At 35.2% G+C, this 22,515-nt stretch carries 19 protein-coding genes; 1 reads left to right on the forward strand and 18 read right to left on the reverse strand.

Annotated features, from left to right (window positions below; translation table 11 throughout):
* Positions 1–98: 98 nt before the first annotated feature.
* From H4O20_RS00225 to cyoE, 11 genes are all read right to left on the reverse strand, one after another.
* Positions 99–1,361: an ABC transporter permease gene (locus tag H4O20_RS00225; protein WP_185098001.1), complete on the reverse strand. Its 1,263-nt coding sequence runs from the start codon at positions 1,359–1,361 to the stop codon at positions 99–101.
* A gap of 1 nt (position 1,362) precedes the next feature.
* On the reverse strand, positions 1,363–2,607 hold the full coding sequence (locus H4O20_RS00230) for an ABC transporter permease (protein WP_185097902.1): 1,245 nt from the start codon (positions 2,605–2,607) through the stop codon (positions 1,363–1,365).
* Positions 2,600–3,307, reverse strand: coding sequence for an ABC transporter ATP-binding protein (locus tag H4O20_RS00235; RefSeq protein WP_139855550.1), 708 nt, complete (start codon positions 3,305–3,307; stop codon positions 2,600–2,602). The genes H4O20_RS00230 and H4O20_RS00235 overlap by 8 nt, the downstream gene beginning before the upstream one ends.
* A gap of 140 nt (positions 3,308–3,447) precedes the next feature.
* On the reverse strand, positions 3,448–3,681 hold the full coding sequence (locus tag H4O20_RS00240) for a hypothetical protein (RefSeq protein WP_139855551.1): 234 nt from the start codon (positions 3,679–3,681) through the stop codon (positions 3,448–3,450).
* Positions 3,682–3,708: 27 nt separating this feature from the next.
* Complete coding sequence (locus H4O20_RS00245; protein ID WP_139855552.1) at positions 3,709–4,233, reverse strand: DUF420 domain-containing protein; 525 nt, start codon at positions 4,231–4,233, stop codon at positions 3,709–3,711.
* A gap of 3 nt (positions 4,234–4,236) precedes the next feature.
* Positions 4,237–4,860 carry an SCO family protein gene (locus H4O20_RS00250; protein WP_139855553.1) on the reverse strand — a complete coding sequence of 208 codons (624 nt, stop codon included), beginning with the start codon at positions 4,858–4,860 and terminating at the stop codon, positions 4,237–4,239.
* A 49-nt stretch (positions 4,861–4,909) separates the two neighbouring features.
* Complete coding sequence (locus H4O20_RS00255; protein ID WP_139855554.1) at positions 4,910–5,554, reverse strand: hypothetical protein; 645 nt, start codon at positions 5,552–5,554, stop codon at positions 4,910–4,912.
* A 149-nt stretch (positions 5,555–5,703) separates the two neighbouring features.
* Positions 5,704–6,087 carry a cytochrome C oxidase subunit IV family protein gene (locus tag H4O20_RS00260; RefSeq protein ID WP_139855555.1) on the reverse strand — a complete coding sequence of 128 codons (384 nt, stop codon included), beginning with the start codon at positions 6,085–6,087 and terminating at the stop codon, positions 5,704–5,706.
* A gap of 18 nt (positions 6,088–6,105) precedes the next feature.
* The gene (locus tag H4O20_RS00265; protein ID WP_139855556.1) at positions 6,106–7,089 is read right to left on the reverse strand and encodes a cytochrome c oxidase subunit 3; all 984 of its coding nucleotides are present in this window, start codon (positions 7,087–7,089) and stop codon (positions 6,106–6,108) included.
* 46 nt (positions 7,090–7,135) lie between these two features.
* Positions 7,136–7,717, reverse strand: coding sequence for a cytochrome c oxidase subunit 3 (locus H4O20_RS00270; RefSeq protein ID WP_139855614.1), 582 nt, complete (start codon positions 7,715–7,717; stop codon positions 7,136–7,138).
* Positions 7,718–7,788: 71 nt separating this feature from the next.
* On the reverse strand, positions 7,789–8,688 hold the full coding sequence (cyoE, locus tag H4O20_RS00275; RefSeq protein ID WP_139855615.1) for a heme o synthase: 900 nt from the start codon (positions 8,686–8,688) through the stop codon (positions 7,789–7,791).
* Between the two features lie 118 nt (positions 8,689–8,806).
* On the opposite strand from cyoE, the gene H4O20_RS00280 reads away from it, so the two are divergent.
* Positions 8,807–9,790 carry an MBL fold metallo-hydrolase gene (locus tag H4O20_RS00280; RefSeq protein WP_139855557.1) on the forward strand — a complete coding sequence of 328 codons (984 nt, stop codon included), beginning with the start codon at positions 8,807–8,809 and terminating at the stop codon, positions 9,788–9,790.
* 28 nt (positions 9,791–9,818) lie between these two features.
* On the opposite strand, the gene H4O20_RS00285 is transcribed toward H4O20_RS00280, so the two are convergent.
* The 7 genes from H4O20_RS00285 to ruvA all read right to left on the reverse strand — a co-directional run bounded on the left by H4O20_RS00285 (position 9,819) and on the right by ruvA (position 22,324).
* Entirely contained in the window at positions 9,819–11,909 is a 2,091-nt protein-coding gene (locus H4O20_RS00285; RefSeq protein ID WP_185097903.1) for a gliding motility protein RemB, read from the reverse strand.
* A 106-nt stretch (positions 11,910–12,015) separates the two neighbouring features.
* A complete protein-coding gene (locus tag H4O20_RS00290) occupies positions 12,016–12,795 on the reverse strand; it encodes an energy transducer TonB (RefSeq protein WP_139855559.1) in 780 nt (259 codons plus the stop codon).
* 111 nt (positions 12,796–12,906) lie between these two features.
* Positions 12,907–13,629, reverse strand: coding sequence for an energy transducer TonB (locus H4O20_RS00295; protein WP_139855560.1), 723 nt, complete (start codon positions 13,627–13,629; stop codon positions 12,907–12,909).
* Positions 13,630–13,695: 66 nt separating this feature from the next.
* Complete coding sequence (locus H4O20_RS00300) at positions 13,696–14,088, reverse strand: VanZ family protein (protein WP_165146208.1); 393 nt, start codon at positions 14,086–14,088, stop codon at positions 13,696–13,698.
* Entirely contained in the window at positions 14,078–14,458 is a 381-nt protein-coding gene (gene gcvH, locus H4O20_RS00305) for a glycine cleavage system protein GcvH (RefSeq protein WP_139855562.1), read from the reverse strand. Before gcvH ends, H4O20_RS00300 begins: the two co-directional genes overlap by 11 nt.
* Before the next feature lie 18 nt (positions 14,459–14,476).
* Positions 14,477–21,739, reverse strand: a complete 7,263-nt coding sequence (sprA, locus tag H4O20_RS00310) for a cell surface protein SprA (RefSeq protein WP_139855563.1) — start codon at positions 21,737–21,739, stop codon at positions 14,477–14,479.
* Between the two features lie 3 nt (positions 21,740–21,742).
* Positions 21,743–22,324: a Holliday junction branch migration protein RuvA gene (gene ruvA / locus H4O20_RS00315; RefSeq protein ID WP_139855564.1), complete on the reverse strand. Its 582-nt coding sequence runs from the start codon at positions 22,322–22,324 to the stop codon at positions 21,743–21,745.
* Between the last annotated feature and the right edge of the window lie 191 nt (positions 22,325–22,515).

Consider the following 22,515-nt stretch of genomic DNA (forward strand, 5'->3'; position numbering starts at 1 on the left):
ATTTGTGATACATCATAGCCATTGAAATACATTGTTTCAATTAAGTCTCGGGAATTTCTTCAACTTTATTATTTGTTATTAATTTCATTTTTAAAGTTCTATTCCGTTCTTAAGGCTTCTACAGGTTTTATTTTTATTGCATTTTGAGCAGGGATTAAACCAGCTAAAAGCCCAGATACAATCAAAATCGTTAAAGCGATAAACACTACACCTATATTCACTGATGGGTTTATAAACATCATTTCTGAAGTATCCATACCATCGAGTTGATAATTCACAAACCAAAGTACTGCAGTTGCTAAAACAATGCCTGCCATTCCTGAAACAATGGTTAAAAATATCGACTCTAATAAAATTTGAGCACGTATACTCCAAGGAGTTGCCCCCAAAGCTCTACGGATACCTATTTCTTTTGTGCGTTCTTTTACTACAATTAGCATTATATTACTAATACCAATAATACCAGATAGCAACACTAATATACCCACAAAATAGGCTACAAAATTTAGAGCAGAAAACAAGCCTGTTAACTTAGTGTATTCTTGAAAAAGATCGAAATTTCCTACTGCGCGATCGTCTTTGGGGTTAATGGTGTGACGAGTTTTGATAACATCAAAAATTTGTTCTTTCAAGTTTGTAATTGAGTACCCATCTTTCGCGGTTATCGCCATCCAACCTACAATATCTCCCATATTAAACGCTTGTGAAAAAGCTGTAAATGGTACATAAATTTCCTTTTGCATCTCTTCTGGGTCGCCGTTACTTCCTTTCTTTTTATAGGTTCCTACAACCATAAAGTTCACTCCGTTAATCTTAATGTACGAACCGATAACTTCTTCACCTGAATCATATAAGGCACTTTTCACCCCACTTCCTATAATTGCGATTTTTCGTTTTTCCTGAATGTCTGAATAATTGATGAATCTACCTGATGTAATATCCATAGGTTGCTGTTGGATAATTTCAGGATAGTCTCCATAAACATTAAATGCTCCTGTTTGAAGACCTCTTACTACGTTATTACTTCCTCTAAAGCCACCTAATTGATTTCGAGGAGAAACAAATTGTAAACCTTCTACACTTTGCTTTATCGCTGGAACATCGTCGGTTTTAAAATTATAGCGTCGTCCTTTAGGCAAACCTTTATAGGGCTGAGAAGCAGTTTGGGTCCACATAAACATTGAGTTTGTAGCCATCCCATTAAATCCCTGCCTTATACCGTTTTCTAAGCCGTTTCCAGCCGCAAGAAGGATTACTAAGATGAAGATACCCCAAAGCACACCAAAAGCGGTCATAACCGCCCTAAACCAATTGCTACTTAAAGCCTCGATGATCTCTGTCCAACTATCTTTGCTTAATATCTTACTCATCTCGCAAAGCTTCTATGGGTTTAATATTTGCTGCTCGGTATGCTGGAAAAAAGCCTGCAATTGCACCCGCAATTACAAGAATTATCACAGTTGTTATCGCTACTGAAAAATCTACTGAAGGGTTTTTAATATAGTCCATCTCAATAAAGGGTCCGACTATCTGAAGGAGAAACAAACTAAATATAAGCCCTATGAAACCTGCGATTGCTGTTACAAATATGGACTCATGTAGAATCATTCCTATAATCGACCAAGGTTCTGCACCAATTGCTTTTCGGATGCCTATTTCTTTTGTACGCTCTTTTACGATAATTAGCATAATGTTACTCACTCCTACAACTCCAGCAATAATGGTACAAATTCCAACACCCCAGAAAAACCAGCGTATCATTTTATTCAAGTCGTAGAACTTTTTAGCGTTTTCTAAGGAATTGTTCACGTTTACAGCCCTATCATCAGTTGGAGCAATTGTATGCTTAGTTTTTAAATCGGCTTCTAATTGCGCAGAAAAAGCTTCCGAAGCCGCTAAAGCATCTTCATAGCTATCGTGTTTTTCTAAGGTAAAAGCTAAGGACCGAAGTTTATCTCCAGCGTTATATACACGTTGTGCCGTTGAAATGGGAATAAATATTCGGGTTTCTTCGCGTTCCCCTCCTGGGTCACTATAAACACCTACTACTTTAAATTTTATTCCAGCAACATCGATGTATTCACCCAAAGCATCTTTTCCTTTAAAAAGGTCGAGATACACTTGGTTTCCTATTACAGCATGTTTTTCGTAGTTATTTACATCTCCTTGATTTATATATCTACCAACAACAAGAGTTTCATTTTCTAAAAATTGATAATCCCCGTGAACTCCTTCTACTCGATAGCTCCCGCTTTCTTTTTTAAAGGTTGTTAATTGTCCCCATCTACTGTAAACACCGGATTTGTATTCAATTTTATCTTCATTTTTATTTACTGCTAGGTCATAGTCACGATTATCCATTTCTATTCTTCGACCTGGATTTAAACCTTTATATTCAACTGAAGTTACATTTGTCCATACACTAATCCTATTGGTAGCATCACTTTCAAATTGCTGCTGTACTCCATTTTGCATTCCTTGACCAATTCCGAGGAGAATAACCAAAATAAAAATACCCGAAGCTACAGATAAACCCGTAAGAAAGGTTCGCAATTTATTTTTTCGAATTGCCTCAAAGATCTCCTGCCAGCGTTCCAGATTAAACATAATTGTTGGTTTTTGCGCGTACCTGTGTAACAATGGAGTCGTCTATAATTAAGCCATCTTTTAGATTTACAATTCGCTTAGTCATATGCGCTATGTCATCTTCATGAGTGACTATCAGAATAGTTTTTCCTTCATCGTTGATACCTTGAATGAGCTCCATTACTTCGTAAGAAGTTTTAGTATCCAAAGCACCTGTTGGTTCATCTGCTAGTAGCACTTTTGGATCGCTTGCTAAAGCTCTAGCTATCGCCACACGTTGTTTTTGACCACCAGAAAGTTCATTTGGTAAATGTGTAGCCCAATCTGCCAACCCTACTTTCTCTAGGTAATGCATCGCTTTTTCAACTCGAATATTTCGTTTTACACCTTGGTAATAAAGAGGCATTGCTACATTGTCTAATGCAGATTTGTAATTGATAAGATTAAAAGATTGAAAAATAAAACCAAGAAATTTGTTTCGGTAACGAGCAGCTACCCTTTCATTTAGGTTTTTTATAAGAGTACCATCAAGTGTGTAAGTTCCTTCATCTGCTTCATCTAAGATACCCAGAATATTGAGCAATGTAGACTTCCCTGAACCGGAAGAGCCCATTATAGAAACCATTTCACCTTCAGAAACTGTAAAGTTGATGCCTTTTAAAACATGGAGTGAATTTTTCCCCATGTGATATGATTTGTGAAGGTTTTTAATTTCTATCATTTTGAAAATATATTGAATTACAAAACTTGAAAATCGTTATTAAAATAACGAATATCATGTTAAGACTTAAATCAATTAAGACTTTCGGTCTTTAATTAGACATTAAAAACCGCTCCTTGTTACAATAGAAATTAAAAAAACTAAGCTTTATCTTGAGTACGCGCTTTTTTACGACTTCTATAGATTACATAGCCCACCCCTCCAACTAATAGGTAAGGAAAGATCATTAGGTAAACAATACCATTGTTTATGCCTTTTGCAGCTCCCCCACCGTCTTCAGTTTCTAAAACTGCTCGACACATGGAGCATTGCGCTTCGGCAGGAAGAACAACTATAAAAACAAGTATTAATATTAATAGAACCTTTAGTTTCATTTTTTTATTCAATTAAATCCACAGTGTTTAATAATATGGAGATATCATTAGATAAACTATAACCCCACTAACAGCTACATAAAGCCATAATGGATAGGTAATACGCGCAATTTTTCGATGTTTATAAAACTCCCCAGAAAGTGCGCGAACAAATGTAATCAACACAAAAGGTATAACGATAATTGAGAGCAATATATGCGTTATAAGTATAAAATAATAAACATACTTAATCACTCCCTCGCCGCCATAAACTGTAGAGTCTGACGTCATGTGATAAGCCACATACATTAGCAAAAACAATACTGAGCAACCAATTGCTGTTTTCATTAAGCGTTCGTGAGCTTTTCTATTACCTTTTCTTACCTGATATACTGCGGCAACCAAAAGTATAGCTGTAAAAGCATTTATAGTTGCATAAATAGGAGGCAAAAAGCCTAATCTTTCAACACCCGGAATTTTAACTGTAAACAAAACAGCAACTGCTATAGGAATCGCAATAGATAAAATCCAAATCCAAACGTTATACTTATTTTTCTTCACTGTATTATTCATTATTTACAAAAGTGCTTTAATATCTTCTTTTAACATTTGTATTTGCTTATCCTCTAATCCATCGTAATAAATAATAGGATTGTCAAATTCATCTATACGAGAACGGATATTCCCATCTTGATCGATTAATGCAAAATATCCAGAGTGCTCAAAGCCGCCTTCTGCTTCTGAACCTTTACCTACATACAGATTAAACCCTTCGTTAGCAAGTTTAAAAATATCGTCTTTATCACCTGTTAGCAAATGCCACTGAAGCTTGGTAATACCAGTATTCTGGGCATAAGTTTTAAGTACTTCTGGAGTGTCGTGTTCAGGGTCGATTGTAAACGAGGCGATACCCACTTTAGGATTACCTAAAAATTCATTTTGAATTTTTATCATATTCTCATTCATTATTGGGCAAATACTTGGACAAGTTGTGAAGAAAAACTCTACAACATAAACCTTCCCTTCATAATCTTTGTTGGTAATGGTTTTTCCATTTTGATCTGTGAATTCAAAACTTGGAACAGGTCCTATGGTTGCAAGCTCTGGTTTGGACAAAGTCTCTACAATTTTTGGTACGGCCCAAATTCCAAAAATTAAAATAATAAAAGAAATACCTATGTATGAATAATTTTTTTTCACTTGTAAAATATTTAATGACTGGTTTTATTAAAACAGCTTTATTATTAAATTAAATCTCTCTATCTACATCGTATTTTTTTAAAGCTCTTCTGTATTCAGCTAAAAGAACTTTAACGTCGTCGCTCATTTTATTATTGATTTCTGCAATAATACTAGAATCGAAACCATACATAACTCCTACTTCCTCATCTTCCTTACGACCACGTAGACTACCTTCTTTATCAACTATAAATACAAATGGAGTAGACAAATTTGAATCTAATGATAAATTAGATTGTAACGAATTAAATACATTATGGATGCTCTCCTTAGTACCAAAGGCAAAAAACCATGAATCCAATGGTGCAATTTGTTCTAATTTTTCACTAACGTTTCGAGCTTGATCTTCTGTACCTTCCGGCAAAAGAATCACAAATTGAAATTCGTTGAAGCTGTGATTTTTGGTGTATATTTTATGAGCTAGGTTATAAGCGTAGGCTCTATGAACTTCTAAATCACTTCCAAAAAAGCCTAAAACTGTAATCCTTCCTTTTAGTTGGACAGGCTCACCATCAAGAGTTTTAAATCCATCTAGTTCTTGAACAGATTCGGTTAAAATTGGCAATGGCTTAAAGTAATTAGTACTCATTGCAAAAAAGATGTAAACCGTAATTGGCAATATAAACAGTATGCCGAGGACCAAATATTTTTTCATTCTGAACAATTTATCACTCCTACAAGTAACGCTGTAGATGAGACTACAAAAATACAGGGTAAAAGGAGGTAAAACAATGTTTTAGCTGTTAATTTTTAAGCATAAAAAAGCCCTCGAAAAGAGGGCTTTTTTATGCTTAAAAGGTTCAATTAGAAATTAAATTTAATAAAACCGTTTTTATATACTTCGTAGATATAATCTCCTTCAATTAAGATTAGGACGATTATATAAGCAATCAAAAATACTCCTGTCCAGACTACTGCTCGACGTAAGCCTACTGTTTCATCACGCATGTGCATAAAGTCCCATGTAATGTAGTAAGCTTTAACTATTGTAAGAATTATAAAGATCCAGTTAAGCAAGTTCATTGCTAAAAACTTATTCCCAACTAAAGCCTCAGGGCGTAAAATACCAAGTGCAACTTCAATTATTGTAACGATAGAAAGTAAGATAAATACTCCCCATATTTTGGATACATTAGATTTGAACTTTAATGCTCCTCTAAATATTTCTAATTTATGTTCGTGTGCCATTGTTAAACTTTAATAATTTTATACAAGATAAAAGAATGTAAATACAAATACCCATACTAAATCCACAAAGTGCCAGTATAGACCTACTTTTTCAACCATTTCATAATGTCCTCGACGTTCGTAAGTACCGATTACAACATTGAAGAAAACAATTAGATTTAATAATACTCCAATAGAAACGTGGAATCCGTGGAAACCTGTAATAAAGAAGAAGAAATCAGCAAATAATGGGTGCCCGTATTCGTTGTGACGAAGGTTCGCCCCTTCAACAACTAAGTTACCATCATTAACTAATTTAGTAATAGATTCTTCTCTAGACAAAACAATATGCTGTCCATTTTCATCTTTATTTGGTAGTCTTATAAGTAGATTTTCATTAGCTAAAAATCCTTCTTTAACTTGTTCAAATGAAACTGAAGTTTTGTATTCAGGTTCACTCTTGTACCATATACCGCTTTCATTTGTATGCTCTACTCTACTATCAGTTTGAGCAGCAGCAAAATCGGCTAGTGCTACACGCTTTCCATCTGTATCCAAGAATTGAAGAATCTGACGTCCATTAGTTTCAACAGCTCCATAATCACCTTTGATGAATGTTTTCCACTCCCAAGCTTGTGAGCCTAAGAACACAAAACCACCAATTAAGGTTAAGAACATGTACAAAATAACTTTTTTCTGTTGCATTTTCTGACCTGCATCTACAGCTAACACCATAGTTACAGAAGAAAAAATCAGAATAAAAGTCATAAACGCCACATAGTACATTGGCGCTTCTACTCCGTGTAGAAAAGGAAAGTGGGTAAATACCTCATCGGCGATTGGCCATGCATCAATAAATTTGAAACGGGACATTCCATAAGAGGCCAAGAAACCTGCAAATGTCAATGAATCTGATAGTATAAAAAACCACATCATCATTTTGCCATAACTGGCCTTTAGCGGGTTATTTCCGCCTCCCCAGGTTTTTCCTTCAGTACCTGTTTTTACAACAGTTGCTTCCATAAAAAGAATTTGGTTTTTAAATAGGGTTCAAAAATACGTTTAATTTTTATTTAACGAAATATAAAAACAAAAAGAGGTAAATCCACACAACATCTATAAAGTGCCAAAATGTTGCAGCTAGCTCAACACCAAGGGTTTTCCCGTTTTGATATTTTAGTTTATAATGATTATAAATTACAATTAAAAGACTTACTAAGCCTGCAAAAACGTGTGCTACGTGAAGCAATACCACTAAATAAATAAAAGAGGTAGTAATATTACTTGTTGGTCCTGTAAAATTATATCCACTATCGATTATTTCAGAAAAGCCTACAAATTGAAATACAATGAACAAAATCCCTAAAATTAGCGTTGAAACTAAAAGGATCATACCCATACTGTGTTTCTCTTTTTTAATCACTTTAAGCGCCAAGTGAATTGTAAAACTACTTACAAGAATCAAAGCAAGACTTATGTAAAATGCTGGTGGAATTTCAAAATTTGAAATCCAATCCGGTCTTTCTTTACTTACTACATAAGCACTGGTAAGACCAGCAAAACTCATTGTTAAACTAATGATACCAAACCAAAGCATATTCTTTTTTGCTCTGTTTACCTTAATCTCGTCACTAACCTCTGTTAAACTCATCATATTTTTTATTAATACTGAAATCAGTATATGGCAATCATTTATTATAAAATGAAATTATTTCTTTCTACTTACCTCAAAAACTTATCTGCAACAAATATTATCTGTAATAAAGTAATATAGCTAACACTTGCTAGCATAAGTTGTTTTGCAGCTTTTGATGTTTTTTCTTTATAAAGTCTTATTGCATAGTACAATAGACCAATTCCTAAAATCCCTATAATTACACCAGATACTGTAGTTAAATAAAGTTTTCCAGTGATTCCGAATGCAGGTATTAACGATGCAAAAACCGTCCATAAAGTATACAACACAACCTGAGTTGCTGTTCCTTTATCGCGTTTTCCGTTTGGAAGCATAAAGAAGCCTCCTTTTTTATAGTCGTCGAATAAAAACCATCCAATAGCCCAGAAATGTGGAAACTGCCAAAAGAATTGGATCATAAATAATGTCCCTGGTTCTATACCAAATTCTCCACTTGCTGCAACCCATCCCAACATAAAAGGTATTGCCCCTGGAAAAGCACCAACAAAAACCGACAATGGTGTTTTAGTTTTTAAAGGCGTGTACAAACTAACATACATAAATATAGACACGGCCCCAAACATGGCCGTAATCGGGTTTATAGAATACAGCAAACCTATACCTGCAATTGTAAGTACGATAGCCAATATAAATGCAGACTGCACACTCATCTGTCCAGCTGGAAGTGGCCTGTTTTTAGTGCGATCCATTAGCTTGTCTAAATCACGCTCGATAATCTGGTTGTAAACGTTAGAAGCACCAACCATACAATAACCACCTAAACACAAAAGAAATAACACAAAGAAGTCTATAGAATCTGCGCCTAAAAGATAACCCGCAACAGATGAAAAAACCACACTTACAGAAAGTCGCAGTTTCGTAATCTCAGTAAAATTCCTGATTACGGACTGAAAAGATGATTGGGAATGTGTAACAGACAAACTCATTTTTTTTAAGGCTGCGCAAAGATACGCTTCCTGTAATTTTTCCACAATTTATTCTTGATAAGAAATGCTTTATTTCAGCTTTTTTAGTAATTTGAACTAATTTTCAAACTAAAAAAATATGTTATCAAAAATAATTTTAAGCGCCACTTTTTTATTTTCGGTATTTACAGCCCACGCTCAAAGCGATACAGGTCAAGAAATAAACACTAAGATGCTGAAGGTCAGCAACAATATATATATGCTTGAAGGCAAAGGAGGGAATATTGGTTTAAGTTTTGGTGATGACGGGATATTTATGATAGACGACCAATATGCTGAAGGTGTTGAACAAATTCAAAACGACATTAAAAAAATAAGCGATAAACCTGTTCGTTTTTTAATCAACACACACTTTCACGGAGACCATACGGGTGGAAATGTTGCTATGGCGGAAACTGGAACAGTAATTTTCTCACACGAAAACGTCCGTTCTCGACTTCAGGACATCATGGAAGCAGAAAAAAAGAAAACTCCAAAAGAGTCGCTACCAGTAATTACATTTTCAGACGACCTTACTTTTTACTTCAACGGTGAAAAAATTTATGTTTTCCACGTTCACAATGCGCATACCGACGGCGATGCTATGGTATATTTCACCAAAAGCAATGTACTACATGCAGGCGATGTGTTTTTCAATGGGAAATATCCTTTTATCGATACCAATAACGGAGGAAGTATTAAGGGGTATATGTCTGCTATAAACAAAGCACTTCTTGTAATTAACGAAGACACTAAAATAATTCCAGGCCATGGCAATATAGCAAGCTATTCCGATTTTAAAGATTTTCAGGAGATGCTAAGCATATCCTATAGAAAAGTAGCTAAACAATATCTACTAAGTAAAACCGAAGTAGAAGTATTAGCTGATACCAGTTTAACTCAGATGTATGACGATAAAGGCTATGGCGATGGTTTTATCAATAGAGAGCGTTTTTTAAAAATGTTATATGCGGAATTTGCTAAAGAAAATGCTGGTTCTGAAAGCAACAATGAAAAAAATACTAAAGCTCGTGAAAAAATAGAGGAAATGAAGAAAAAGCACGCTGCGAAAGGCAAAAATTAATTTCTAATTTTCCTAAATTTATTTCTCCTTAAAAGTCGTAATACCAGTTAAATAAATCGGTACGGATTCCGAAGTTTATCCAACTTGTTTGATTTTCATAAACAGTTTCAGTATTAACCATCGGATTAAAATCTCTGTAAATAAAACTACCGTAAATCTTTAAGTTGGTTGCGGGATTTATAACATATCCTGCTTGTAATTCGGCGTGAAAGAAATCTGTTGTATTTCCTTGAGCCAAAGTGTTACCATTTTCTGAAACACGATCGTCTTCTGTACCATAGATATCACTTCCATAGAACTTAGAATCCTCGTCAGTGTTAAATTCAAATCCTCGTTTAGCGACTATAAATTTAGCATCACCATATAGTCTTCCTTTCTGATAACGAGCAATTGCAATAAACTCAGAGAAATTTGCTCCTAAAGTATGCGCCAAGGATTGGTTGTTGTGTCCGTAATTAAGTATAACTGAATTATGCGAATAGGTATAAGGACGAACTCTGTTAAATTCAGTTTGCAAGTAAAGGTTTTTCAAACCAAAAGCATCGTAATACTTCAGTCCTAATTGATAGCCAGTTTTGTTTTTATAACTTCCATTTCCACCAAACACATCACTACTCGAAAACTCATCTATGATAAACTGTCCATAAGCGTTTATACGATCGTTCACTTTGTATTTCGCACTTAAGCCTATAAGTGCATTTCCACCACGAGACCCAGTAGAGAACTCTATTGCTCGATAAAAAATTATTGGGTTTAAATAATTTACATCAAAACCTCTATCGTTATCATTTTGCCAAACTACTGATTCGAATAGACCTATGTTTAAACGTTTGGTAATATTATAGCTTAAATAGTGATTAGCGATATATTTTGTCCTAAACGAACCACTTTCAGTAACTTCTGGACGTACATCGCGAAGCGACATCCAAGTGTTGGTATATTTCAATTTCCAAAAAGTAGTATTAATCTTAAAGAACGGATACGGACTTGAATTATCACTTGTAAGCAATGAACGATAGCCATCTCCTAAAAAAGTTTTTCCATGTCCTAATTGAACATTAAAATACTTTGAAGGAGTATAAGAGATATGCCCAGTTGCAATAGGATAATCGTAAGAATCTGTTTTGAAACCTTTTGCTATTCCTCTACCGGGGATGATTGCAGGATTCCCTCCCGCAGGACGAATGGATTCCGCATATCTATTGAAGTAGTCTGCAAAACGACCTTGACTTTCATAAATTACTCCGAAGAAACCTAACTTTTTACCAATCGCTCCTTGAGTATAAACCAAACGAGTATTATTATACGTATCAATATCGGCGTCAAAATCTTTTCCTGCTTGTAAATCAACTCCAACATCTAATGTAATCCAATAATCTTTACCCTTAATTGTAACTAAGTGTTCATCCCAAAACTTCCGACCGAACCATGACTTTTTGTTTTTAGACAACAATTTATTGGCCGCTTCAAAATCGTAATACTTATTTACTTCACTGTATATATATGGCTTTTGTGCTGTGTGACTATTTAATCCAACTCGATTTATAGCAGCATCGAACAAGCTATAGTTATGATGAGAAAGCGGAATATTTATATTGCTTGTATACTCTTCATTATTATAAGGAAGGTTTTTTATATCGTCGTATTCATTTATTAATGCAACTCTAGAATCGTTTTCCTCAATAGCTTTAGAAGTAATTATATTTTCACCAGGTGCAATTAACGGAATAGCAATAGGAAGCGTAAATTGTACATAGGTTGGCGCCCCATTATAAGTTGCTGGACTTACTTGAGGAAGCATTTCAAAAACACGACGTGCTTCATCCTTTAACTCCTCGTAAATACCATCTACATACAAAACCTTAAACTTTCCCTCTTTGGTAACTTCAAATAGCACATTTACATTACCCTTATAATTTTCCTGTACCACTTTTTCAGGTACTTCAAAATTCTTAAAAATGAAGGATTGCAGCGTAGTCTTAAAGCAGCTTTCTAAAGCATTAACATCCACTTGTACACATTCTTCAAAAACCGGATATTTCTCATAATTTGCTAAGGTAACTTGAGCAAAAGACACTATTGAAAAACAAAATGTAATAAGAAAAATAACCTGCTTCATAGGAGTTTATATATTTTAAACCGAAAGATACATTTTTTTTAGAATGAGAAGAATAAAAAAAGGCTCCCATTAAAAATGAGAGCCTTATAAATCTAATAATAACTGATTAATTAATTTTAAACACTATAGGCACAGTGTACAAAACATCTACATATTTATCGCCCTGCTTACCAGGTTTCATCATTGGCAAATTAGCAATAACTCGCTGTGCTTCGTTTTTCAATTTTACATTATGAGAATTGGCTTTAACATCGGTAATGTACCCTTTTGAATCGATTTTGAAGTTCACATAAATTCTATGTGTTTCATTTTTATTCAAATCTTCTAAAAGCTCTTTTCTAAAATTTTTATTGATGAAAGAATTGATTTTAGAAGACATACAATCTACCTTTTCAGTATTTGTACTCAATACTTCGCAACCAGGAAAAACCGGCACAAACTCAACATTTAAAATATTCTTGGGACCTTCAGCTACCGGTTCTGAAGGGGTGCTTACTGAAGTTTTTGGCTCTTCAATAACTGGGAGATCAGTTTCAGCTATTGGAGTTTCAACTTCTGTTGAAGTATCCGGCTTAACCTCAAAAGATGTTGTTTTTACAACTTTTTTAATTGGAACTCGCTTTTCTTTAACTTTTTCAACTGGAGCTTCAGGCTTTGGAATATCTACATCAATTACATAATCAATAATAGGAGGTTCGTTTAAGCCATCAAAAGTATCAGGCTCAACCACAGATGCAGTAGCTTTAAAATTGGTTTGCATCACTATGAAAACGATTAGCAAACTCGCAATTACACCTATTTGGAAAAACAAACTTGAATTCCACTTGATGCTTATAGCGCGCTTATCATCTCTTTTGTTTTGAGTACTTTTTGCGGTTGTTTTCATAATAATGGTTTTTAAGGGTTACATTATTATGAAATACAACTGTTATGCCAAAAAGAAAAAGCCTCGTATTTGCTTGTGCAAACCGAGGCTTTTAATGTTATGTAATTTCAATTATTGAATATCGAAAACAATAGGTAGTGAGTATAATACCCCAACTGGTTTCCCACGTTGTTTACCCGGAGTCATATCAGGTAGAGATCTTACAACACTCACTGCTTCTTTTTCCAATCTTGGATGCGGAGCACGAGCACGTACATCAATTACCTTCCCACTTTTGTCAATTTTAAACTGAACTGCGATACGTTGTCTTCCTTCCAAACCTAAATCTGAAGCTAGATTAGTATCGAATTTCTTGTTGATAAAGGCGCTAATTTTAGAAGACATACACTTTTTCTTAGCGTCATTTCCTCTTTCGTTTTCACACCCAGGATAAACCGGTACATTTTCGATAACTGCGAAAGGTACATCAGCAATCTCTTCTTCTACTACCTCTTCTACAATCTCCTTAACCTCAACAATTTTTTCATCTTGTTTCACTTCAGTCGATTCGATTACAGTTTCTTCCTCTTCCACTTCGTCTTCCATAACCTCAATAACTTCTGGAGCAGGTGGCGGCGGTGGCGGCGGTGGCGGTGGTGTCAATTGTTGGGTAATTGGAATTTCTTCTTCCAATTCATCACCTACATCAAGAAGACCGTAGTCTAGATCTGATTTATCATAGGTTTTCCATTCTATTGCTTGCCACGCAAGAAATAACATCGCTATCATTCCAATTTGGAAAAAAAGTGTGCTTCTGCGGCCTACATCAACTTTTGGGTTTTTTTTTGTTTCCATTATAGTGGGTTTAACTTGGTGCTAAAATATATAAATTATCGTTCAATTTAAAACTTATTATAAATTTTAAGAATGAAACTTTTCTTTAAACATCTTAAACACTAAAATTCCTAATAAAGCACCTAGTAAATCTGCTAAAAAGTCGAAGACATCGCCAGATCGAGAAACAGGTGACAGTTCTTGAAATACTTCAATTATTATGCCATAAAACATTAAAATCACAAGCAAAACTGTGATAGTTACGGCACTTAGATTATGTTTCTTATGTTTATAAAAATACCATTGCCAAAGATAAATTAGGACAAAAAATATGATTCCGTGAACCCATTTATCAATATGTGGGATATTTATTTTTGATACTTTTTCATTAGGCACAAGCAAGTAAGTAGGTAGAAAAAAAAGTGCTGTTACTGCACAGCTATAAACTACAGCTACAAACAATAAAATCTTACGCTCCAATTACTTCTTTATAAGCATCAGCATCTAACAAATTTTCAATCTCTGAAGCATCACTAAACTTCATTTTAATCATCCAGCCTTCGCCATAAGGATCTGTATTTACCTTCTCTGGCTCGCTTTCAAGGCTTTCATTAAACTCAACAATCTCACCTGATAGCGGCAAGAACAAGTCTGATACTGTTTTAACCGCTTCTACAGATCCAAAGATTTCATCTTTATCAAGTGTATCACCTACGGTTTCGATGTCTACATAAACGATATCACCAAGCTCACTTTGAGCGAAATCTGTAACGCCTATTATTGCAACATCTCCTTCAATTTTAACCCATTCGTGGTCTTTAGTGTACTTTAATTCTGATGGTAAATTCATAGTAATTATTTTTTAAAATTAGTTTCCAAAGTTATATCGCAGGGTAAAGCCACTGCGGATTGTTGTTTGAGGAAATGCAGTTGAGATTGCATACTTCGAGAAAGTATGGTCGTAATAGAATAAAGCCGTTAAGTTTTTACTCAACGCATAATCCATAGTCAATTGAGCTCCGTACATAGTTTGTCCTGCTGTGGTTTGACTATTCTCAATATCTAGATATCTTATTATTGTAACATTATCTCTTCTTGTAAGGTCTATCTTAAAGTTAAGATCACTACTCATAACAGATTTCTTTCCTCCAAAATTGGTTGCAATTCGCAAATCTTTAATTCGGTAACCTAGGCCCACAGTATATTCATTTCCTCTAATTTCGGTAAGCAGGTTGTTGGCAAAACTTAATGCTAGGGCTCGGTCTTTTCGTACCTCTGCTAAAATTTTAACCGAATTCTTCATCTCAAAATCCATTCTAATTAACGGAGAAAACTGTTCGGTTAAGTTAACATTAGTTAATAATGTTTTCACTTTAAAATTACCCGATTGATCTACAGCTTCAGGATCTGCGTGGTTGTAATCTAAATTAGATTGGAATTGGTTTACAGTATACCCAGCTCTATATCCATGAGCTAATGAGAAACGCTTGAAGTTTTTCTTAAACCAAGGCAATCTCATTAATCCAGTATATTTAATATCCCAGTTTGGAAGTGGCACATCCCTAAAGATACCCGTACTTTCTTTACCTGCTTTATTTCCTTTATAAGCCGCAAGGAAGGCTGGCAACAATACGTCCTGACTATTTCTTCCGAAACCTACCGGAAAACCATCTTCCGTTCTAGGAATTGGGCCACCTTGATAATGTTCTTCCGCAAGTCTGTTTGCAATAATCAAACGGTTATTTCTGAAATCTTCAAACGCAGCAGAATTGGTTTCATCACTAGCAGAAAATGCTGTTTTAATCAACATAGTTGAAATGTTGAAGTTACCAAATGTATTAGGCGTTAAAGAGTTATAAAGCCCATTTTCAACAATATAGTTTTCAGAATAGTTTTCAGAATATACTCTACTACCATTTACATCAATCGTTAAATCAGTAAATGGTGTTAAGTTAGCCTGAATGTCTAACTGGCGGCTAGTAGTTTCGGTATACTGTTCATTAAATTCAGGGTACAGTGTTAACCAACCTTTACGAGCTGCCAATTCGCGAATTTCATTTTGACTTCCAAATACAAATCCTGTAGTTGGTTTTAAGGTTCCAATAAATCCAACTGAAGGCGTATATCCTGGTAAGTAAATACCATTGTTTTCTTTATAGCTAAGTTGAATTTTCTTTAATGAAGTTGCAAGTCCGATTAAGGTGTTTACAGCTTTATCTCCAGTATTTAAACCTCCTTCACCAGCTCCTGCTGTACCTCTACCCATTACATTAGGGTTTTCAGTTGCAGCTAAACCTAGTCTGCCAGACTTTTCATCTTTACTGTTCTTACCATCTAACCCAGTTCTGCCACCTCTTTCACCAGCTCTTCCTGTTTTAATATCTCCCTCGCCAGTTTCAGTTCTTCGCTGTTTACTTTTCTTTATTTTGGTTAAACCAATATATCTGTAAAAGCCAGTCATATCAACACTCGAGTTGATTTGATGTGTGCTTGCATTCTGAATTGAATTCCCTAAATCATAGTTATTAGTTGAACCATCAGTTAGCGTTACCGGTATATTATTGAATAAGTTACTACTAGCTTGCCACTGATAATCTCCAGTATATGAATAAGTCGCTCTTATAAATTTCAAAAATGGAAACTTATTAAACGGCAAGTCGTAATTCACTTGAAGTGACTGGAAGTGTTGATTAGGATTTCCTACATCGAAGAAACCATCCCACACTCCTACATTATTATTAACGTTACCATCATCATCAAGATAATTGTTTACAATCATGTTGTTGGTTGATGTGAAGTTGAATCGTAATGACTTAGTCAAATTATGATTAATAGTGTACTGCCAATCAAATAAGAAGTTACGCTGGTACAATGTAGGCAATCCAATATTCCCTTCGATAAAGTTAATATCTCTAAATTTTTGCTCGTTATACTGACGCGTAATATTTGAACCAACTGAAATATTAGTCGGCAAGTAATTAAAGTTTAAGTCTTTTAAGAACTGCCAGTATTTACCTCTAAAAATTGAGTCGTTCTTTTTAAATGGCTCTATTGGTTTAGCTTCAAAATTGTAATTGTAAGTTGCACCAACTCTTACATTTTGTTCAACAGCATCTTCAACTTCAAAATCGTGGTGATCTGTTTGATTGTATGAGAATGATCCTGTAAAGTTTTCTATGTCGTAAACTTTAGGCTTAGCCTCACCAGTACGTTCTTTACGAACACCTATAAAGTTAACACTTTGACGTTTTGTATAGTCTACAGCTTGCTCCTTAATTCTATCGTGTTCAGCATCACTTACTGCATTATCCAGTCTTGTTTGAAGTTCGATATCTTGGAATTCAGGGTCGTATTGTGGAGTGATAAGCTCTTCAGATCTTCCATAGTTAAATGGCAATTGCACACCCCATTTTTTAGGCAACAACTGTCCTAAGTTAACATTGGTAACAACGTCGTATTGTTGTACGTCTTCTTTACTACGTTGGTTTGGACCTTGCTCTAATGAACCAAATCCAACGGTACTTCTTCTACCTGAAGCACTTACTGTTGCGAAGTCGGCAATATTAGCGTCAAGCGCTACTACCGCAGCCCAACCTCCTTGGTTTTCTAATTCTGAAAGGCGTAATTCATTAAACCACACTTCTCCACTAATATCATTAGTAGTACTATTTTTAACACCCAACATTATAGTTCGAACATTTCCGAAACTTGGATTTCCTTTAATTCCAATGGTCAATTCATTTTCACCACCAGATAAATCTCCACCTAATTCAGACTCGGTGTAATAAACTACTTCAGTAGAGTTTGCTGGTGTAAGGGTTTTTACTTGTTGCAGCAATTCCAATGGTAAATTCAATCGGTTTGCCAATGGCCAAATATCTTCGGGATTTCTCGCGCCAAAACTTGTTGGATTCAACGGAATTTGAACCTCGTAATAGTTGTCGGTTAAATCGTTACCCAATCTAATGAACGCCAATAAATCGCCATTAGTAAGTTCGGTTTCATTTTGAAGCGACTCCGCGTGAATAAACATTTCAAGATTTTTATATTGACGCATATCCACATCAAAATTCTTGTAAACTGCGCGACCGTCATTCGGTTCTAATCCACTAACACGAAGTGAAAGCGATTGTTCGTTTTGACGAATAATATCGTTGTTATTGTTTAACTGCTCACGTTCAAGTCCCGGAGGTAATCGATAAGGAATTGGCTCGCGGTTTTCGTTTTCTTCAATACTTACTGTTGTTACTTCAAAAAGTGTATTGTCCAAAATTGGATCTTCCATAGTAACATCATCCAATGTTTTATCGAAACGCTTATAATCTCCGCGCACTAATTCTAAAGTACCAAATCTTAAAACTGTGTTTTCTGCGAATTGAGACATAAACATTCTCATAAAGCGGATAGAACGGAAATCTGTAATTCCGTTAATAGCTTGGTCAGGCTCACTGATTGGAATTTTAAATTGAACCCAACGCACTGGAATCACACTATTGTTTTCAGTAGTAACTTCTAATTCTTTTACATCAGATACATAGTTATTGTTATCTCTATTCATTCCTGGAAACATAGGAACGTTATATTCGAAATAACTATTTACTGTGTTCATTGTATTATCTCTGTTGATGTCTTCAACATCAGGCTGCGCAGTACTACCTCTATTAGTATCAGTTACTTCTACTGGAGAGTTACCCTGAGTACCATTGTATCTCAAATATCTATCTAAGATATTTCCTTCTGCTTGAAGGAAGTATTGATAATCATCGTTTGCTGGATCTGCTAAGCCGGCAAATTGTGGAAATTCTGCAGCTTCTTCGGCATTGTTTAATCCATCTAATCCTATATCTTGATTAATCCGCTCCTGTCCCTCGGTATTGAAGGTGTAAACTAAAGATTGATTTGAAGGTACTTTACCCCAAGCTGTTGAAGTAGTATTTCCGGTTGAACCATCCTTAGGAAGTCCATTTTCATACTGCTTTCTTCCATCTTTAAGAATATCTTCCGAAATATTCCCAAGGTTAAAGTTTAGCATTCCACCAGGGTTGGTATTGTTTTCCTCATAAATAAACGGGTCCATCACCCAGAATTGAATATACTCTACATTTGAGCGCTCAAAATCTGTGGTTGTAAGTGGTCTCATTATACCTCCAAAATTATCTTCTGGATTAGGAAGTTCATTTGTTCCGTTTGCTGCTGGGTTGTAATTATACTCTCCACGGCGTGAAGGGTAGTAAGCTAAATCTAAGGTGAAAAGTGCTTGTGTTTGTCCTTGTATAATATCTTGATTGGGGAATATTTCATCTCTAAATACTCTTCTTGAGAATGGCGAAGAAAGGTCTTCATCATTAATTCCGTTTGGACGTTGTGTACTATAAAAAATAGGATCAATGGTATACCACGCTAACTTAGCACGCTTGAAGTTATAAGACAAATCATTATTTATAACTTCTCCTCCAAATCCTACCGGAGTACTTGCTAAGAACCAACTTGAAGGACTACTAATATCATTTGCTGTTTGTGAAGACTCAAAATCATCTACATAAACAGTTGTTTTCCCACCAAAGTCAGAAACTTTTGGAGCTCCAGGGCTTAAGTAAGCAAATTCACCTCGTAACGAAACGTTTGACTCAACATCAGTATCGATGTTTGGTAGGTGATTAACCATTCTTGTTAAGAAAGGTACTTCGGTAGAATAAGTTGCATTTATACCATATACAGTGTTGTTGATAGGTTCTACACCATACGATGATTTTTGAGTTAGCGGACGCTCATTTAAGTTTAAATACGTAGCACCAATCATAAATTTATCACTGAATTTATGCTCGACATTTAAACCTGTAAATCGCTTACTTTGTTGACCAAAAAGTGAATTGTTTTCAGTGCTAATAGAAATTGGCGTTTTGCTGTTTAACAAACTTGGGTCTATAATTTTAACTCTACCTAATTGATAGTTTACTGTATAATCTACACCTTCAACTAAAGTACGACCACCAGCGGTAACAGTAACGGAACCTTGGGGAATGTTAAATGCCCCAATAGGAATACCATCTGCACCTGTAGATTTATAACTACCTTTTAGTTGGAATTTATTTTTCTCACTTTCTAATTGTTCAGCTCTAGTTTTTGTAGAAGTATAAAGCGATCTAAAAACGTATTTATGCTGGTTTGCATTATACGTTTCGGGAATATCATAGCTTGCAGGAGGAACTCCTGTAGTTGGTGTTTGATTTAATTGATCGAATAAGTGCTTACCGAAAGGCTCAACAGTAGGGAATATAATTCGACCATTTTGTGAATCTACGGTAATTCCATCTAAGAAATCAAAGAAACCATCCCCTCCATTTTGAGGATCGTTGTTAAAGTTAAGTCTATCTAAATTAAATACTCTAAGAAGAATTTCATCTTTTACATCTTCAGGAAGTTGTGCATAAGGATGACCAGGAGATGCTTGCGCTTCAGTAATGAAGTTTACAGGAGAAGGATCTGTATAGAAAATATTTAATTTAAAATCTTCCTTTTCAAGTTGGTAAGCTCCAATTGGATAGATGTTTTTCATCATCAAATCCCAAATTGGTTCGGTTACACTAGTAATATTACTCTTTAGAAGTTTTACTACCAGGTTTTGCGCCATTCCTACTTCATTGTTTCCTCCCGGAGGATTGCTGCCTCCTAATTCTCTTGGCCCTCCATTCGCTTCAACCCCGTCGCTAGAAAACTCTCCAACTTGGTAAACCTTTCCGTTTGCAGTAAATTGATAAGAAACCGCAAGAACTTCATCGTTTGATAAACTTTGATTTAACGAGATATACCCTAATTCAGCGTTTAATTTGTACTCGCTCTGGTCTAGTCTTCTCGCATTCTCAAGCGTAGCATAATCGATACCTTCACTTACTTGAACTCCAGAAAAACCTTGCCCTACAGTAGCAACGTCTCGAATAGCTGGGGTTAGTAAAGAAGATGCTCCACCATTTATTCCAAATGGGTTAAAATCGTTGTTCGCGTTATCTGGATATGCATTTCTTCCTACATTAATAAATCCTCCTGGAGGAGTGTTTAAACCAATGTTTAAAGGATCTGATTCCCCAATATCCTGAATTGCAACAATATTTCTTACGTTTTCAGTACGAGAGGTACGGTTTGTAACCCATACTTCCATACGCGTTACTTGTACATTGCTATTTACAAATGGATATTGCGCCAATGCACGATCGTAGTTATCTCTAAAATAATGTGCTAAGAAGAAGTGACGGTTTTCGTCGTAATCTAATGCATATAGTTCAAAATCGGTGACCGTAGCTCCACCTTCGGCAGTTACAGTTCGCGATTCAGATTTTTGTTCAGAAAACACCCCGGTTATGGTTGTTTTACCAAATTGTAGTTGTGTTTTTACACCAAAAAGACTTTGCGCTCCTTGAATTAAAGAACTGTTAAGCGGCATACTAACATTACCAACTTCAATTTTTTGAATAATATCGTCTTCTGTTGGGGTATATTCAAGTTTTATTTGGTTTTGGAAGTCGAAAGTACTTTGCGTATCGTAGTTTGCGTTTACCTGAAGTCTTGTTCCAACTTTCGCTAAAAGGCTTAAACTGATTCGCTGGTCAAAATCAAAAGAAAAATTTGTTCGGTTTCTCGGTGAAAAAGATGGGTTATCTTGCTTTGTATACAAAACACCAAGATCCATTTCAACAGAACCTTGAGGAATTACTTCAATTGAGGTACCTCCAAAAACAGTTTCAAAGAAGTTTGAATTCACATAAAACGTAGGAAGCAAGTTTTTCTGTTCTTCTTCAGAACCTTCTTTTCGTCCATCAGCAGCGTCGATTTTCTGCTTGAAGTACGATTTCATCTGCTCCTTTTGAATTAAATCTTGATATTCTTTAGGCGTAAGAATAGTTGGATAATTTATATTAAAACCGCCAAGAGTTTGCGAATAGATATACCTGTCGGTAATAGGGTCGTATGTGTATAAATCCTGGATGCTGGTTGGGTTTGGAAGTATCATATTCCCCATTTCATTACCAACTGCGGTTGAATCTTGTGCTAGCGAAGAGTTGCTAACCAAAATGAAACTTAACACTGCTAAAAGCTTGAAAAAGCTACCCTTGTAAACGTAATTTTTTGCCTTCAAATTTTATAAATTTTTTAAAGCTTGTTTAATAATCAATTCTACCGAAGCCTGTGGAGTTTCCTTAATAATGGCATCCACCACCTTTTCAGCCTTTTTGCGAATAAAACCTAGCGTCTCCAAAGCAGATAACGCTTCATTTTTATTCGTATTGCTTGTACCGGCAGAATTTCCTGACAAACCGTACACTTTTAAAATTTTATCTTTTAAATCCAACACTACTCGCTGAGCTGTCTTGGCTCCAATTCCTTTTACCGACTGTATAACTGCAATATCATTCTGTGCGATAGCATCAATAACTTGATCTGGGGATAATGACGAAAGCATAGATCTAGCCGTACTTGCTCCCACTCCTGATACGCTAATTAACAATCTAAATATTTCTCGTTCTGCAACACTGGTAAAACCATAAAGAATATGGGCATCTTCACGTACCTGCAAGTGAGTGTAAAGCTTTATACTTTCACTGGCGGGAATTTCGGAAAATGTATGCAAAGATATATTGATGAAATACCCTACACCATTGCAGTCTATCACTACGTCAGTTGGGTTTTTTTCAACTAATCTGCCCTGTATATGGGTTATCATATGTTAATAAAAACTAAAGGGTTCAAATATAGTATAATTATTTGCAACTGCCATTGGGGATTTTTGGAAATATAAATAACATATTAAGCTTAAAAACAAGGTGATTTGAATTATAAAACTTCAACAATAACTATCTATATTGTAGCTTTTATATAATTGTAAATAAAAAAGCATTGCTCTAAATCTAGGCA

The sequence above is a fragment of the Aequorivita sp. 609 genome, assembly GCF_014212065.1.
Lineage (GTDB): Bacteria > Bacteroidota > Bacteroidia > Flavobacteriales > Flavobacteriaceae > Aequorivita > Aequorivita sinensis.